Here is a 17091-nt window from a genome sequence, read left to right as displayed (position 1 = left end):
GTTAACACTGGTTAACTATAAAAGCGATTTCTTTCTACCACTTTTGACCTGAATTTAAATATTGCTTGATTCCATTCAAAATCGGGTTAAAACAGGCAATAATCAGTCAATTTTAGTGTAAAATCAATCAATCAAAAAACGACAGTTATGAATTTAAAATGGATTTTAATTGTAATCATTTTCGCTTTTGCGAAACCAATAACCGCTCAGGATTTTCAGGGTGTGGCAACTTATAAAAGCAGGCGACAAATCGATATTACTATGGATAGTACGCAGATGAACGATGCTATGCAAAAACAAATACAGGATCAATTAAAAAAGCAATTTCAAAAAGAATTTACGCTTCAATTTAACCGCAATGCGTCTGTATATAAAGAAAATGCAAAGCTAGATGCGCCCAGTGTGGGCAGCTCATCTGGCGTGCAAATCAAAGTTTCTTCAAGTAATTCAGTTTTGTATAAAAATACTGCGGCGGGAACTTTTACAAAACAGGACGAGCTTTTTGGCAAAATATTTCTCATTCAGGATTCATTACCCAAACCAAACTGGAAACTGGAAAAAGACCAAAAATCAATTGGTGATTATACGTGTTATAAAGCCACACTTACTCGGGAAGTAAAAGAAAAACAATGGGGAACAGCAGGCGATAGTATTGCAGAAACGACTCATGAAAAAACGGTTACCGTCTGGTATACGCCGCAAATTCCTGTAACTAACGGTCCACAAGAATATTGGGGTTTGCCGGGGTTAATACTTGAAGTGCAAGATGATAAATTGAGTATTCTGTGTAGTTCTATAGTTTTAAACCCTAATGAGAAAATCGATATTCAAGCTCCAGACAAAGGCAAAGTAATTGATCAGGAAAGCTTTAATACGTTACAGGAAGAAAAAATGCAAGAGTGGATGGAGCGCAACAGTAATAATAGAAAAGGTGACGGAAAGCAAATAACCATAAAAATAGGCGGTTAATAAATTATTATTAAGTCTGTTAAACTTTAAGATAATTCGCGAGTCTAATTAAAAATCTTAAAGTATTGGTGTTATGAATATGATCACTAAAGTTCTACTTGCGGCTGTTGCCTATTTATGCAGTTTTTTGGGACAGGCTCAACAATTTGATGGCGGTATCGCTACTTATCAAACAAAAACAACCGTAGATATGAACGGCTGGGGCGGCAGACAGATGAGCGAGCAGATGAAAAAGCAAATCGCTGAGCGCATGAAATCAAGACTTGAAAAAACCTATACCCTTGCTTTTAATAAAGACGAATCTATTTATGAAGAAGTTGAAAAACTGGAAGCACCGGGACAAGGCGGCGGAATGCGATTTATGGGTGGTGGTTTCTCACAAGGCGGGATTTATAAGAACATAGGTGATAATTTGTACGCCCGTGAGAACGACTTAATGGGTAAAGCATTTTTGGTAAAAGACAGTCTCAATAAGCTAGACTGGAAACTTGAAAAAGAAAGCAAGATGATTGGGCAATATGCAGCTTTTAAAGCTACAGCTATACGAAAGATAGAGCCTAATGCTTTTACTGCAATGCGTCGCAGACGTAATGCCGAAAATGACAGCACGGCTGTTGCTAAAGAACCTACAGAAGAAACTATTACGGCGTGGTATACACCACAAATTCCCGTAAGTCAGGGGCCTGATGAATATTGGGGTTTGCCGGGATTAATACTTGAAGTAAATGCTGGGCGTACCGTTATTTTGTGTACCAAAATCGTCATTAACCCTAAAGAAGGTCTGGAAATAGATCAGCCTGATAAAGGAAAGGAAATAAGCCGAAAAGATTATGAAGCTGTAGTGGCAGAAAAAACCAAAGAAATGGCAGAGCGTTTTAGCAATGGTCGAGGCGGTCCGGGCGGCAGAAGAAATTAATAGCACATTTTAGTTTTATAAAACTCATCCCAATCTTTCTCTCCCTTGGAGAGAGATGCCGCAGGCAGAGAGGGAGATTCAATCAATCAACCAAATTATGAAATACCCCATTTTAATATTCCTTTTTTTAGGAAGCGTATCACTCTTTGCTCAGAATGTAAAAATCAGTGGTACAGTTAAAGATAGTATTGGTACACCGTTAGAATTGGCTAATGTAATCGCAACTAAAAAGGCAGATGGGGCGATGGAGTCTTATGCAATTAGTAACTCAGATGGGCGCTATCAGTTTTCGGTTCCCTCTGGTGAAGAATACACATTTGTAGCCAGTTTTTTAGGGCTTGCGCCGGAAACTAAAGATGTAAACATACCTGAAGGCGGTGATAACATTAATCTTGATTTTGTACTTATGCCGGCTGCAAATCAGCTGGACGATGTAGAATTGGTCTACGAGATGCCGGTGGTAGTAAGAGGTGATACTATTGTTTACAATACAGATAGTTTTACTAACGGTACAGAACGTAAATTGGGTGATGTGCTTAAAAAACTTCCCGGGGTAGAGGTTGATGAAAATGGCGGTATTACTGTAGAGGGTAAAAGCGTAACTAAAGTAATGGTTGAAGGCAAAGATTTCTTTGATGGTGATTCTAAACTGGCAACTAAAAACATTCCTGCAGATGCTCTGAAGAAAGTAGAGATTTTAAAGAATTATAATGAAGTAGATCAAATGCGTGGTCTGGGTAACGATCAGGATAATGTTGCGATCAATATTAAACTTAAAGACGGAAAAAAGAATTTTTGGTTTGGTGAACTACAAGGCGGAATAGGTGACGGAGAAAAAACCCGTTATTTAGGCAGTGCCAAGTTGTTTTATTACAGCCCAAAAGGAAGTATTAATCTTATAGGAAATACAAACAATACAGGAGATGTTCCTTTTACTTTTCGTGATTATTTCAATTTTACAGGAGGTTTTAGAAACTTTAATCAGCGTGGTGGTACTTCATTTAATATTGCAGACAGCGGATTAGGGTTTTTGGTTTCGCAAAACAACCAGGCAAATGAAATGGAAACCAAATTTGGTGCAGCAAATTTTAGTTATCAGGCTTCTGATGCCTGGGATTTAAGTGGTTTTACGCTTTTTAGTGATAACCAGACCAATTTTATACAGCGCTCGTTACGCAGATATATTCAAACTAATGAAACTGAAGTAAACACCAGCGATAGCGATCAACGCAATCAATTGGCTATGGCAAAATTTAGCGCAACCTTCAAACCAAATGCGCGTTTTCAAATGGATTATGATGTGCTGGCAAAATATTCAAAACAATCACAAAATACAGATGCGCTTTCTGTTTTTACAGATGCAGACGGGGAAGTTTCAAACCCGATAACAGAAAATCAGGATAATTCGCCTTTTTCACTCAATCAAAATTTAAATGCTTATTACACGCTTGATGAAAAAAACATTTTTGCAGGCTACGTACAGCATCTGTACCAGAACGAAGATCCTTTTTATGAAGCAATTGTAAAAGTGCAGCCTTTTCAAAACATTCTTCCTTTAGATGAAAATCAAAATAACTTTGATATAAATCAGGACAAATTACTCAAGACTAATAAACTGGATTCTAAGCTGGATTACTATTATGTAATTAATGACAAGAGCAATTTAAACTTAAGCTTAGGTACTACATTAAGTAGACAGGATTTTAATTCTTCGATCTTTCAAATACTCGATTCTGGTTCTCAAAATGACTTTGAAGATCCTGCATTGAATAACGATGTTACTTACAAATTTTCAGACTTGTTTCTGGGTGTGCATTATAAATTTAAAACAGGAATTTTTACAATTACACCGGGATTGACCTTTCATGATTACATAACAGATACAGAGCAAGTGGGAGTAAGTACACATGAAAATCAAACTATGGTTTTGCCAGACTTATATGCGATCGCGCAGTTTAAGCAAAGCGAAAGTTTACGTTTTAACTACCAGATGACGGCGCAGTATACAGATGTAAATGATTTCGCCGAAGGTTATGTATTTAATAACTACAACAGACTGGCACGCGGAAATACAAATCTCGATAACGCAATTTATCACACCCTGAGCCTGAACTATTTTAATTTTAACATGTTTAATTTTACAAATTTAAATGGGGGCGTCAATTATACAAGTAGAGTAGATGCGATCAAAAATCAGACAGTAATAGAGCAGATAAATCAGGTTTCTATGCCTATAAACAGCGATTTTGTAGATAATACTTTAAGTGCCAACGGGCGTTTTCAAAAAACCTTCAGAAAATTAAAAGCCAATTTAAGTGCGAATGTCTCGTATAGCGAACTCAACAACATTATAAATTCAAATTACCGAAAGTCTAAAAATTTCACACAAAGTTATCAGGGAAGCTTAGAGACTAATTTTAAAACTGCTCCTAATTTAGAAATAGGGTACAACAGAAGTATCAATCAATATGACAACGGTGGTCTGGAAAGTGATTTTTATACAGACAGACCTTTTGCGAACGTAGATTTCAAGTTCTTAAAAGGCTTCACCTTTACGGCAGACTGGAGTTACTACAATTATTATAATGATGATAAAACGGTGCAAAATGAGTATTCCTTTTTTGAAGCCAGCCTTTGGTATCAAAAACCAGAAAGCAAGTGGGAATTTCGTGTAGACGGAACCAATCTTTTTGATGTCGATTCATTAAACAACGACAGTTTTAATGAGACCTTTAGTACAACTACACGCTATTATGTGCAACCGCGTATTGTAATGTTATCTGTAAAATATAATTTGTAATTAACAGGAAGAAGGTTAAAATTTTTAATAATACTTCATTATAATTTTAAGAAATGTTTAGCGTGACAGAGCGCTCCTGAACTTTCTGGTATTCATAATTTTAGAAGAAACAACAACCTTTTAAAAATGATGCTATGAAAGATCCTCAAAATAAATACAAGACACCACCATTTCCTAAAGAAAAGCAAGAAGTGCCGGGTACTGAAGAAGCAATGACTCCCAAGGTAGATCACGGCGAAGAAAGCTATAAGGGTACCGGAAAACTTGAAGGTAAAAATGCTATAATTACCGGTGCAGACAGCGGTATAGGCAGAGCGGTCGCTATTGCTTTTGCACGTGAAGGTGCTAATGTTCTCATATCGTATTTATCAGAACATGAAGACGCTAAAAAAACGGCAGGATATGTTGAAAAAGCGGGTAAAAAGGCTGTATTAGTAGCCGGGGATATTAGCGAAAAATCTCAATGTGAACAAATTGTTGAGCGTGCTGTAAAGGAATTTGGTCAAATAGATATTCTGGTAAATAATGCTGCCTTTCAAATGGCCAGAGAATCATTACAAGATGTTCCTGATGAGGAGTGGGATTATACTTTTAAAACAAATATCTATTCCATGTTCTATATCTGCAAAGCAGCCGAACCTTATATGAAACCGGGCAGCACTATCGTAAATACCACTTCAGTCAACGCCTACAAGCCAACGCCCACCTTACTAGCCTATGCTGCTACAAAAGGGGCAATCCAAAATTTTACGGCAAACCTTGGTCAGTTACTAGCCGAAAAAGGAATACGTGCTAATTGTGTCGCACCGGGACCTATCTGGACACCGCTTATACCAGCTACTATGCCGGCAGATGAGGTAAAATCGTTTGGGGAATACACGCCGCTAAAAAGACCGGGACAACCTGCTGAAGTTGCACCTATTTATGTACTTCTGGCCTCAGAAGATTCAAGTTACATGACAGGTTCTACCGTGCAGGTGACTGGTGGTACTCCTACTATTTAATCAGAAGAGAAATAGTCTGCCTTTAAGATTTCTAAGAATTTACAAAGCCCTTTATAGAGGCACTTTTTTCGTTTTCCAAAATCTAATAAAATATACCTAATGAAATTAAATACTAAAAATAACGACAGACGCCGCTTTATAAAAAATATGAGTCTTGGTCTTGGAGCTACCGTGACGGGTGTGCCTGTGCTTTCCTCTTTTTCTGGAGACTTAGCAACCGCTTTAGACGAAGCAGTAGGTAATGATCAAGATACTAAAAAAGGAATAGCCCTAGTTGGTTTAGGAGGTTACAGTACGGGGCAATTAGCGCCTGCTTTAGAGCAAACTAAAAATTGTTACCTGGCGGGAATTGTAACAGGCACCCCGGATAAGGTGGATGCCTGGAAGTCAAAATATAACATACCCGATAAAAATGTTTACAACTATGAGAATTTTGATGAGATAGCAGATAATGATGACATAGATATTATTTACATCGTATTGCCCAATAGCATGCATGCAGATTATGTAGTACGCGCAGCAAAGACTAAGAAAGATATAATTTGTGAGAAACCCATGGCCACAAATGTAGCTGATGCCCAGCGTATGATAGATGCCTGTAAGGAAAATGGGGTAAAACTGGCTATTGGTTATCGTCTCCATTTTGAGCCCTTTAATAAACGTGTGGCAGAGTTGGGGCAACAAAAACTATTTGGTAAAGTAACTGAGGTTAAAGCAAATTTTAGTGAAGATATGACCAGCGGTAAACCTAATGTCTGGCGGCTCAATAAAGAAATGGCCGGTGGTGGTCCGCTGATGGATCTTGGAATTTATTGCGTGCAGGGCGTAATTTATACACTGGGTAAAACCCCTATAGCAGTTACCGCAGAATTTGGCGAAGTAACAAAACCTACCTATTTCTTTGATGTGGAACAGTCAATTAAATGGAAAATGGAATTTGATGATGGCTTTGTTGCAGAATGTGAGAGCAGTTATGCAAAGGCTGAAGATTTACTGTACGGAAAGGCAGAAAGAGGATGGTGGAAACTAAGCCCGGCATATAGCTACGATGGCAAAAAGGGACAAACTATGGAAGGACCAATGGATTTTGAAAATGTATATGAACAAGCCAATCAAATGGATAGTCAGGCGACGCATTTTAGCAAGGATCAGCAATCTATCGTACCGGGAGAGATGGGATTACGTGATTTAAAAATTCTTATGGCAATATATGAATCTGCTGAAGGTGGTGGTAAACGTGTGGAAATAAGTTAATAACCCCGCTTTCGCGAAACGGTATTAAGCAAAGGTTCACCTGCTTGTAGGCGGTTATAGTTTTCCACAACTTGTGGAATGATAGATTCTGGCGAACTTACACTAGCCACATGTGGAGTAATAAGAATATTAGGTTCTCTCCAGAATGGATGATCTTTGGGCAGGGGTTCCTGCTCAAAAACATCCAGCGATGCTCCGCTCAATTTCTCGGAATGAAGAGCTTCCAGTAAATCAGTTTCGTTAAGATGGCCTCCTCGTGCTACATTGATGAGATAAGCCCCCTTTGGAAGTTGATCAAAAAGTGCTTTATTTAAAATTCCCGAAGTTTCTTCGGTCAGCGGTAGCAGACAGACTAATATTTCGGCGGTAGACAGAAATTTATTTAGTTCTTTTTCTCCGCTGTAACTTTTTACAAATTCAAGATCCTTATAAGAATGTGACCAGCCGGTAACTTTAAAACCAACCTGGTGCAGAAGTTCGCTTACGGCCTGACCTAAAACTCCAAGTCCCATAATCCCGACAGTGACATCAGCAACACGTCGATAAGGTAATCTATCCCAATGTGGTTGTTTTCTGCTAAAAGTGTTGAGGTTTTTAATAGTGCTCATGCATTGCGCCAATACAAATTCGCGCATATCTGTCGCCAGATATTCATCAACGACTCTTGTAAGTTGAATGTTTTCAGGTAATTCAGGATCTTCAAAAAGATGGTCTACACCGGCTCCCATTGAGCCTATAACTTTCAGGTTTGGGTATTGATTATAACTTCCCGCCGGTGCTTTCCACGAAAGTGCCATAATTATATCTTCCTTATTTTCCGCTGTTTCAGGTGTAAAAACGGGAAAATCAGGGTCAAAATCGGCAAAAGCGTTCAGCCATTGCTCGTAGTTTTTATCAGAACGGAGTAAGATTAAGGCCAAGGTTGAAGATTTTTAGATGGATTTTGACGGGTATCGAAGACGCGAACAATATAAATAGTATCATTTCCAACCCGATAAGTGATTTTGCAATGGTGAAAGATATATTTGCGATAATCTCTCTTAAGATGTTTGAAAAATTCATCCGGAGCGCCAATAGAATTAATATCAATTTCTGAGTTTTCAAATATTTCTGTTTCTTTTCTAATTTGGAAAGCAATATCAAGCGCCTTGTCCCAGCCATATAGCTTAGAATAAAAAGAAGTAATTTGTCTCAAATCCTTTGAAGCTCGAGAAGTCCAGATTACTTGTTTTATAATTCTTTCCAACCTCTAATTTGTTCTGTCATTTCTTGTTGAGAGTAAACCCTTCCGGCTTTTATATCTTCTTCGGCTTCTTCAATCATGCGATCCTGTTGTTTTTGATATTCAAAGGCGGCAATTGCCTCATCAATCTTTTTCAACAGGTCATAATCTGCAGTAGAAATTCTTTCCTGAATCTTTTTTTTCAGCATTGTACTTTCCATGAGAAACGTTTTTTTAAAGTTAGGAAATTTGTTCAAATTCAATTCTTAATAATAGAGCATAAAAAACGCCGCAATTAAGCGACGTTTCAAAATTTATAGTTTAAAAGCTTCTTTCACTTTATCAACGTAGTCAAGTTTTTCCCAGGTGAAGAGTTCTACTTCCCGGCTCACTCGCCCGCTATACGGACTTTCAAAAATTTTGGTGATGGTTGCGGGAGTCTTACCCATGTGACCATAAGCTGAAGTTTCTCGGTAAATGGGATTACGCAATTTCAGACGTTCTTCAATCGCTGCGGGTCTCATATCAAAAATTTCATGCACTTTCCTTGCAATGTCACCATCAGACAGATTAACTTTTGAAGTTTTATATGTGTCAACAAAAATCGAAGTCGGCTCAACAACACCAATAGCATAAGAAACCTGCACAAGCACTTCGTCTGCAACTCCGGCAGCGACAAGATTTTTTGCAATATGTCGAGAGGCATAAGCTGCAGAACGGTCTACTTTACTAGGGTCTTTACCAGAAAAAGCTCCACCACCGTGAGCGCCTTTTCCACCATAAGTGTCTACAATGATCTTACGGCCGGTTAAACCAGCATCACCGTGTGGCCCGCCTATTACGAATTTCCCTGTTGGGTTGATATGGTAAATGATATCGTCATTAAAAAGCGTAGCCTGTTCTTCGGGCAGGCTGTTTTTAACTCGTGGAATGAGAATTTTAATGATATCTTCCTTGATTTTATCAAGCATTTTATCATCGTCTTCCTCAAACTGATCATGCTGAGTAGAGACTACAATAGCAACTATTTTCTGCGGAATATTTTCATCGCTGTATTCAATAGTTACCTGAGCTTTTGCATCCGGGCGCAAATATTTGATTTCATTTTCTTCACGTCTCAATTTAGCAAGCTCAATCATAAGCCTGTGCGAAATATCAAGTGCCAGAGGCATATAATTTTCAGTTTCGCGAGTAGCGTAACCAAACATCATTCCCTGGTCACCGGCTCCCTGTTCTTCTTTGGTCGCACGGTCTACGCCTTGATTGATATCTTGTGACTGCTCATGAATTAGAGAAATAACACCACAGCTGTCGCCGCTAAATTTATAAGCGCCTTTTGTATAACCAATGTCATTGATCACATCGCGGGCAATCGTCTGTACGTCGAGATAAGTGTCACTTTTTACCTCACCGGCAAGCACAACCTGACCAGTTGTTACTAAAGTTTCACAAGCTACTTTAGATTCCGGGTCAAAGGCCAGAAAGTTGTCAAGTAACGTGTCACTAATTTGATCTGCAATTTTATCCGGGTGCCCTTCAGAGACACTTTCAGATGTAAATAAATAAGCCATTCAGCAATTTTTAATTTAAACTCTGTTTTTGGCTAAATTCGAGCTGATTTTAACCCTCGCAGAGCTGATTTTTCGCGTTTTAAGCGAGATTTTAAAACTACCTCAAAACAAAATTTCTGTGTTGAGGAATCAATTAATTTTTCGTTAAAGTTGATTTGACGGTACGCCTTTAGGAAGTTAACACTGCCTTTAGCATTTTTATTTCTACCAAAATCAGGTAGCAGAGGTTGCAATCAGTCAAATCTTTCCTCTTGAGGGCGCAAATGTAGAAATTTAGAACCTAATCAACAACCTCAGATTTAATCGAAAAATAATCAGGTAGAAAATTTTCTTTCTATAAATGTCAGAAAAACATGCTGGCAAATCCTGCTATTTACTAATAACATAAAATTATCTATGAATATGTTGGATTTCTGCATTTTGTTTCGCAATCTTTGTCCTCAAGTTCAAAAGCGTAGTGAAATGTTATCAAGAAAGGCCGAGGGATTAGACCCGCTGAAGCCTTAGCAACCCTTTCTCTTTGAAAGAAGGTGCTACATTCTACCCAAAGCCTGATTAAAAAATCGGGCAGAAAGGGATAGATAACGATAAAAACAGCTTAAAATCTGTTTCCGTATTTCTTTATAACATTTTTCTTTTTACGATCTCAGGGTGAGATCTGTTGCTTTTAGTTAATCAACTTTAAACAGAAAGAAAAATGAGCACAACACAATTTTCAACACAGGCATTGCACGTCGGTCATGACACAAAGGTACACGGCGGCACACGAGCAGTTCCCATTTACCAGACAACCAGCTATGTCTTCAACAATGCAGACCATGCTGCTAATCTTTTTAATCTTTCAGAGCCGGGTTTTATTTACACCCGCTTAAACAACCCTACAAATGATATTCTTGAGCAGCGCCTTGCCGCCCTTGAAGGGGGTATTGCCGCGGTTGTTACTGCTTCCGGAACGGCTGCGATCAACACAACTTTGCTTACACTATTAAAATCTGGTGATCATATTGTTGCTTCTAGTAGTTTGTACGGCGGTACGTGGAATTTACTCAGCGTTACTTTACCCAGATTTGGCATCACAACTACTTTTGTAGATCCTGCAGAAGCTTCAAATTTTCAGGATGCTGTAAAAGAAAATACGCGAGCGATCTTTATAGAATCTCTGGGAAATCCAAAACTGGACGTGCTCGATATTAAAGCGATTTCAGCTGTCGCGAAAGAAAATAAAATTCCGCTTATTGTAGATAATACGGTTGCAACTCCCGCTTTGCTCAATCCTATTGCGCACGGCGCAAATATTGTAATTCATTCTTTGACCAAATATATTAACGGTAACGGAACCACTTTAGGCGGGGCAATCATTGACGCCGGCACATTCGACTGGTCAAGTGGTAAATTCCCTGAATTTACCGAACCTTCAGCGGGATATCACGGCTTGATTTATCATGAAGCTTTAGGCCCCGCGGCATTTATTGCAAAAGCACGCATAGAAGGTTTACGCGATCACGGTGCAGCATTGAGTCCGTTTAACGCATTTCAGATTATTCAGGGATTAGAAACTCTGGAAATCCGCATTAAAAAACACAGCGAGAATGCTCTGGCTTTAGCCAAATGGTTGCAGGAACAGGATGAGGTTACCTGGGTAAATTATCCGGGTCTTGAAGACAGTGATTATTACGAACTTGCACAAGAATATCTTCCTAAAGGACAAAGCGGTCTTGTGACTTTTGGCGTAAAAGGTGGTTATGAAAGCGCAAAAACCATCGCAAATGAGGCAAAAATCTTTTCGCTTTTAGCTAATATTGGCGACACAAAATCACTTATTATTCACCCGGCAAGTACAACACATCAACAACTTGATGAGAAAGCGCAGGCATCAACCGGTGTTACTCAGGATTTGATTAGACTTTCTGTGGGTCTCGAGGATCTGGAAGATTTAAAAGCAGATCTTAAAGCAGCCTTTTCGCATCTGGATAAAAAAGTTTTAGCTTAAAATTTAATAATAGAACATTAAGAATCGGGGAAAGTAATTGCACGCTAACCGACTAAGAATTTAATTACATATATGTTACATACCCTTTCCATAGCAGATTTTACAACATTGTCTGGACACACGCAGACTTTGTCTCTAAGCTATGAGATTTTTGGCCGTCCCCTTCACGATGCGCCTGTCATTTTAGTCAATCACGCATTAACCGGAAACTCGCATGTTTCTGGTGATGATGGTTGGTGGAATGCCATTATAGGTGACGGAAAATGTATCGATACCACAAAATATACAGTCATTTGTTTCAATATTCCCGGGAACGGTTATGATGGTTTTGTGATTGAAAATTATAAAGATTATGTCGCTCAAGATGTCGCCCGCGCTTTTATTATCGGGCTGGAACAGCTAAAAATCGACAAATTGTTTGCAATTATTGGCGGTTCTTTAGGTGGTGGTATTGCCTGGGAAATGGTCGCGCTTTCGCCGGAAATTACTGAGCATCTCATTCCTGTAGCATCAGATTGGAAATCTACCGACTGGCTGATTGCAAATTGCCAGATTCAGGAACAGATTTTGCTGAATTCCAGTCAGCCTGTACACGACGCGCGTATGCATGCGATGTTGTGTTATCGCACGCCAGAATCATTTAAGAATAAATTTCAGCGAAGTACAAATGAAGATCTTAAGATTTTTAATGTCGAAAGCTGGCTTGATCATCACGGAACAAAACTGAAAGATCGCTTTCAGCTTAGCGCTTACCGTTTGATGAACCAGTTGCTTAAGTCTATTGATGTAACACGCAATCGCGAAAATCTGAGTGACGTTTTAACACAGGTTGCGGCAAATATTCATATTGTAGGCGTAGATTCTGATTTGTTTTTTACACCTGAAGAAAATCGCGAAACCTACAAGCAACTCGCTTTGGTTAAAAATAACGTGACTTATGGCGAAATAAATTCGGTTCATGGTCACGATGCTTTTTTAATTGAATTTGAACAGCTTGAGCAATTGCTTCAGCCTATATTTCAAAGAGATCATGAAAACCAAAAACTAAAGATTTTAAAATTTGGCGGAAAATCCTTAGCAAACGGAAAAGGAATAGAAACCGTTGTCAAAATCATTGAGAATAAAATCGCAAATGGCGAGCGTATCGCTGTGGTGCTTTCGGCACGTGGTGGCGCAACAGATGAATTAGAAGAAATATTGCAAAAAGCAGCTTCCGGGCTCGATTATCAGCATCAACTGGAAGCTTTTAAAATCTACCAAAAAGGAGATTTTAATGTTGATCTCAACGAGCAATTTAAACAAATTGACCGCCTTTTTGAAGGTGTTGCTTTGCTGGGCGATTACAGCGATAAGATTAAGGACGAAATTCTTTCTTACGGAGAGATTATTTCGGTTAAACTTATTACTCAATTGCTTAAAAATAGAAATGTAAAAGCGCATTTTGCAGATAGCCGCGAACTCATAAAAACAAATGATGTTTTTGGTAACGCACAACCTATTGATAAGATTTCAAAAGAAAATGTGATCAAGCATTTTGCGGCACATAACGGCGATACAGTTAATATTGTGACCGGTTTTATCGCTTCAAACGCACAAAATCATACCACAACGCTGGGCCGTAACGGCAGTAATTATACAGCGGCTTTGCTGGCAAATTACCTGGACGCTGCAGAATTGCAAAATTACACGCATGTTGATGGGATTTTTACTGCTAATCCGGATCTTGTTCCTGATGCACAAAAAATTGCCAGACTTACCTATGGCGAGGCAAATGAACTGGCAAATTTTGGAACGACCATTTTGCACGCGAAAACTATTATTCCGTTAATTGAGAAGAATATTCCGCTGCGTATTCTTAATACGTTTAAGTCAGATGATGAGGGTACTTTAATCACGGCAAAATCGGAAGAAGAAGGCATAAAATCGCTCTCTGTACTCGATAAAATGGCTTTGATTAATCTTGAAGGTCGCGGACTTTTAGGAAAAGTGGGAGTAGATGCCAGAATATTCAGGGCACTGGGTGATCAGGGAATAAGTGTGAGTATTATTTCGCAGGGTTCTTCAGAGCGGGGAATTGGTCTCGTTGTAACGGCGGCCGATTCTAAGAATACAGTTGCTGCTTTAAAACGCGAGTTTGCCAGTGATTTCCACAGTCAGGATGTTACGCAGATCGAAATTATAGATGAGGTAGCGGTGGTTTCTATCATTGGGCAGGATTTGAGTACTTTTCATAAACCATACAGCGCGATTATAAAAAACGGAATTGTGCCGTTGCTTTTTAATAACACGGTTACCGGAAAAAATGTGAGTGTAGTTGTGCGCCGCGAAAATCTCAACAAAACACTTAATGTAATTCATGGTGAAATTTTTGGTATTGCTAAAAAAGTGAATCTTGCGATTTTTGGTCACGGTTTAGTAGGTGGAACGCTGATCGATCAGATTATAAATTCGAAAGAAAAAATAGAGAAGAGAAAGGATATCGCCTTGAATATTTTTGCGGTAACTAATTCTAAGAAAGTCCTTTTCACAAAAAACGGCGTAGAAACCGATTGGAAAAATACGTTTGCCAATGAATCAACTGAAGGTGGTGTTGATACGGTTATTGCTTTCGCGAAAGCAAATCATCTTGCAAACCTGATCGCGATTGACAACACAGGAAATAAAGACTTTATATTGAATTACACAAAACTCGTAAAGAACGGTTTTGACCTTGTTTCTTCGAATAAAATAGCCAATACGGTAAGTTTTGATTTCTACAGAAACCTGCGTAAAACATTAGCTGAAAATCAGAAGCGATATTTATACGAAACTAACGTAGGCGCTGGTTTACCGCTTATTGATACGATACGTTTACTGCATCTTTCAGGCGACAATATTACCCGTATAAAAGGCGTTTTTTCGGGTTCTTTGAGCTATTTATTCAACACTTTTTCTAAGGAAGACAGAAAGTTTTCGTCTATACTTAAAGAAGCGATCGATCAGGGTTATACAGAACCTGATCCTCGTGAAGATCTTTGCGGAAATGATGTAGGTAGAAAATTACTCATTCTTGCGCGCGAACTTGATCTGCATAAAGAATTTGAAGATGTGGAAATTGAAAACCTGATTCCCGAAGATTTAAGAGATGGTGACACAAGAGATTTCTTAAAGCGACTGGAAGAGCTGGACGAAACCTACGAGCAACGTAAAAAATCGCAACAAGCAGGTCATGTTTTGCGCTATGTTGGCGATCTTTACGGCGATTTATCAACAGATGATGGTGGTAAACTTGTAGTAAAACTGGTTTCAGTGCCACAAAATTCGGCTTTAGGGCAGGTAAATGGCAGCGATTCTATTTTTGAAATTTATACCGAGTCGTATGGTGATCAGCCACTTGTGATTCAGGGAGCTGGTGCCGGAGCAGCCGTGACAGCGCGTGGCGTTTTTGGAGATATATTAAGACTGGCAGAAAAAGATAGTTAGCGTCAGTTCGAGTAATTCATTTTAATGAATTGTATCGAGAACTGGGCATCTCTCGCAAAAGGAGAGAATAATAAGAAAGAAAAAACAATGAAAGTAACACTTGACAGAATAGACAGCGATTATCTTTTTGAAGCTAAAGGAGCTTCAGGAATACCTGTTTTGATAGATAATAAAACCCGTGATGAAGTAAAAGGCTCAAGCCCAATGGAACTTCTATTAATGGGAGTGGGAGGTTGCAGCGCTATAGATGTGATTTCAATTTTAAAGAAACAGAAGCAGGAAATTGATTCTTATCATGTAGAAGTTGAAGGTGAGCGTAAAGAAGTAAAAGGCGCTAAGCCGTTTGAGTTTATTTCTGTAAATGTTTATCTGGAAGGTGATATCGATCCTGCAAAAGCTTTGCGCGCAGCAAACCTGAGTTTTGACAAATATTGTTCGGTGTCAATCACGCTGGAGCCTAGTGTTACAATCACATATAAAATATTTTTAAACGGACAGGAATTATAATGCTTCGACAAGCTCAGCAGGACATGTTAGCTTTGATTTGTGTTTCAAACCGTTGTCCGTCTGAGCCTGTCGAAGACAATCTATTTAATTTAATATCACTATCACAATAATGAAACGATATGTCCGTCTGAGCCTGTCGAAGACCCATTCTAGATTACAACTATAAAAGCTAATTTCAGTCTGAGCTTGTCGAAGACCCATCATCAATAAAAAATTATGAGTAAGCATTTTGAAACTGAAGCGATACGCACGCAATTAAACCGTTCTGAAAATCTTGAGCACACGTCGCCTATTTATATGACGTCCAGCTTTATTTTTGAAGATGCAGAAGATATGCGCTCCAGCTTTGCTGAAGAGAAAGATCGCAATATTTATAGCCGATTTACAAATCCGAATACAACAGAGTTTGTAGATAAAATCTGTAAGCTTGAAGGTGCAGAAGCTGGTTATGCTTTTGCGACAGGAATGGCAGCTGTTTTTTCAACTTTTGCAGCGCTTTTAAATAGTGGTGATCACATTGTTTCAGCCAGATCAGTTTTTGGTTCTACGCATACTTTGTTTACAAAATACCTTCCTAAGTGGAATATCTCTACATCATATTTTAAAGTAGATGAGGTTGATAAAATAGAAAACCTTATCAAGCCTGAAACTAAGATTTTATATGTAGAATCACCTACAAATCCGGCGGTTGATGTTCTTGATCTTGAACTTTTAGGTGATATCGCAAAAAAACATAATCTCATTTTTGTGGTTGATAATTGCTTTGCGACGCCGTATTTACAGCAGCCTATAAAATTTGGTGCAGATCTTGTAATTCATTCTGCAACTAAAATGATTGACGGTCAGGGACGTGCGATGGGTGGAGTAACAGTAGGAAAATCTGATCTTATACGTGAAATTTATTTATTTGCAAGAAATACAGGTCCGGCTTTATCGCCATTTAACGCATGGATACTTTCAAAAAGTTTAGAAACGTTACATGTACGTGCAGATCGCCATTGCGAAAATGCATTAAAAGTAGCTGAATTTCTGGAAGAACATCCGCAGGTGAATTTTGTGAAATATCCTTTTTTGAAGTCGCATCCGCAGTATGAAGTTGCTAAAAAACAAATGCGTTTAGGTGGAAACATCGTTGCTTTTGAAGTGAAAGGCGGAGTAGAAGCAGGGCGAAAATTTCTAAATGCTATAAAAATGTGTTCGCTTTCTGCAAATTTAGGAGATACCAGAACAATTGTAACGCATCCTGCATCAACCACACATAGCAAGTTAAGTGAAGAAGATCGTCTTGAAGTTGGTATTACAGATGGTTTAGTACGTTGTTCTGTAGGTTTAGAACATGTTGAAGATATTATCGCAGATCTGGATCAGGCGCTAAAAGCGTAAGATGAAAGGCAAT

At 38.7% G+C, this 17091-nt stretch carries 13 protein-coding genes and 1 riboswitch; of the genes, 9 read left to right on the top strand and 4 right to left on the bottom strand.

Annotation, left to right across the window (positions count from 1 at the left end; translation table 11 throughout):
* The first annotated feature begins 147 nt into the window (after positions 1 to 147).
* The 5 genes from ACH3O9_RS05380 (at position 148) to ACH3O9_RS05360 (ending at position 6943) form a co-directional block, all read left to right on the top strand.
* Positions 148 to 969, top strand: coding sequence for a GLPGLI family protein (locus ACH3O9_RS05380; RefSeq protein ID WP_416445035.1), 822 nt, complete (start codon positions 148 to 150; stop codon positions 967 to 969).
* Between the two features lie 73 nt (positions 970 to 1042).
* Positions 1043 to 1885, top strand: coding sequence for a GLPGLI family protein (locus ACH3O9_RS05375; protein ID WP_416445033.1), 843 nt, complete (start codon positions 1043 to 1045; stop codon positions 1883 to 1885).
* Positions 1886 to 1982: 97 nt separating this feature from the next.
* Positions 1983 to 4685 carry a carboxypeptidase regulatory-like domain-containing protein gene (locus ACH3O9_RS05370; RefSeq protein ID WP_416445031.1) on the top strand — a complete coding sequence of 901 codons (2703 nt, stop codon included), beginning with the start codon at positions 1983 to 1985 and terminating at the stop codon, positions 4683 to 4685.
* A gap of 134 nt (positions 4686 to 4819) precedes the next feature.
* Positions 4820 to 5689 carry a glucose 1-dehydrogenase gene (locus ACH3O9_RS05365; RefSeq protein ID WP_416445029.1) on the top strand — a complete coding sequence of 290 codons (870 nt, stop codon included), beginning with the start codon at positions 4820 to 4822 and terminating at the stop codon, positions 5687 to 5689.
* 99 nt (positions 5690 to 5788) lie between these two features.
* On the top strand, positions 5789 to 6943 hold the full coding sequence (locus ACH3O9_RS05360) for a Gfo/Idh/MocA family protein (protein ID WP_416445027.1): 1155 nt from the start codon (positions 5789 to 5791) through the stop codon (positions 6941 to 6943).
* On the opposite strand, the gene ACH3O9_RS05355 is transcribed toward ACH3O9_RS05360, so the two are convergent.
* From ACH3O9_RS05355 to metK, 4 genes are all read right to left on the bottom strand, one after another.
* Positions 6940 to 7863, bottom strand: a complete 924-nt coding sequence (locus tag ACH3O9_RS05355; RefSeq protein WP_416445025.1) for a 2-hydroxyacid dehydrogenase — start codon at positions 7861 to 7863, stop codon at positions 6940 to 6942. The two genes, ACH3O9_RS05360 and ACH3O9_RS05355, sit on opposite strands and share 4 nt — an antisense overlap.
* Entirely contained in the window at positions 7854 to 8189 is a 336-nt protein-coding gene (locus ACH3O9_RS05350; RefSeq protein ID WP_416445023.1) for a type II toxin-antitoxin system RelE/ParE family toxin, read from the bottom strand. Before ACH3O9_RS05350 ends, ACH3O9_RS05355 begins: the two co-directional genes overlap by 10 nt.
* On the bottom strand, positions 8174 to 8386 hold the full coding sequence (locus tag ACH3O9_RS05345) for a hypothetical protein (protein WP_416445021.1): 213 nt from the start codon (positions 8384 to 8386) through the stop codon (positions 8174 to 8176). The genes ACH3O9_RS05350 and ACH3O9_RS05345 overlap by 16 nt, the downstream gene beginning before the upstream one ends.
* A gap of 93 nt (positions 8387 to 8479) precedes the next feature.
* Positions 8480 to 9736 carry a methionine adenosyltransferase gene (metK, locus tag ACH3O9_RS05340; RefSeq protein WP_416445019.1) on the bottom strand — a complete coding sequence of 419 codons (1257 nt, stop codon included), beginning with the start codon at positions 9734 to 9736 and terminating at the stop codon, positions 8480 to 8482.
* A 462-nt stretch (positions 9737 to 10198) separates the two neighbouring features.
* Positions 10199 to 10324: riboswitch (SAM riboswitch) on the top strand.
* A gap of 109 nt (positions 10325 to 10433) precedes the next feature.
* Between metK and ACH3O9_RS05335 the strand changes: the two genes are divergently transcribed.
* From ACH3O9_RS05335 to ACH3O9_RS05320, 4 genes are all read left to right on the top strand, one after another.
* Positions 10434 to 11726, top strand: coding sequence for an O-acetylhomoserine aminocarboxypropyltransferase/cysteine synthase family protein (locus ACH3O9_RS05335; protein WP_416445017.1), 1293 nt, complete (start codon positions 10434 to 10436; stop codon positions 11724 to 11726).
* A gap of 72 nt (positions 11727 to 11798) precedes the next feature.
* Positions 11799 to 15188, top strand: a complete 3390-nt coding sequence (gene thrA / locus ACH3O9_RS05330) for a bifunctional aspartate kinase/homoserine dehydrogenase I (protein ID WP_416445015.1) — start codon at positions 11799 to 11801, stop codon at positions 15186 to 15188.
* 87 nt (positions 15189 to 15275) lie between these two features.
* Positions 15276 to 15695 (top strand): OsmC family protein, encoded by a 420-nt coding sequence (locus tag ACH3O9_RS05325; protein WP_416446633.1) that lies wholly within the window; start codon positions 15276 to 15278, stop codon positions 15693 to 15695.
* Between the two features lie 216 nt (positions 15696 to 15911).
* Positions 15912 to 17078 (top strand): trans-sulfuration enzyme family protein, encoded by a 1167-nt coding sequence (locus tag ACH3O9_RS05320; protein ID WP_416445013.1) that lies wholly within the window; start codon positions 15912 to 15914, stop codon positions 17076 to 17078.
* Positions 17079 to 17091: the final 13 nt, after the last annotated feature.

Source organism: Leeuwenhoekiella sp. A16 (assembly GCF_047946675.1).
Lineage (GTDB): Bacteria > Bacteroidota > Bacteroidia > Flavobacteriales > Flavobacteriaceae > Leeuwenhoekiella.
The sequence above is the reverse complement of the archived record's forward strand: the minus strand, read 5'-3'. Positions and strand labels throughout refer to the sequence as shown.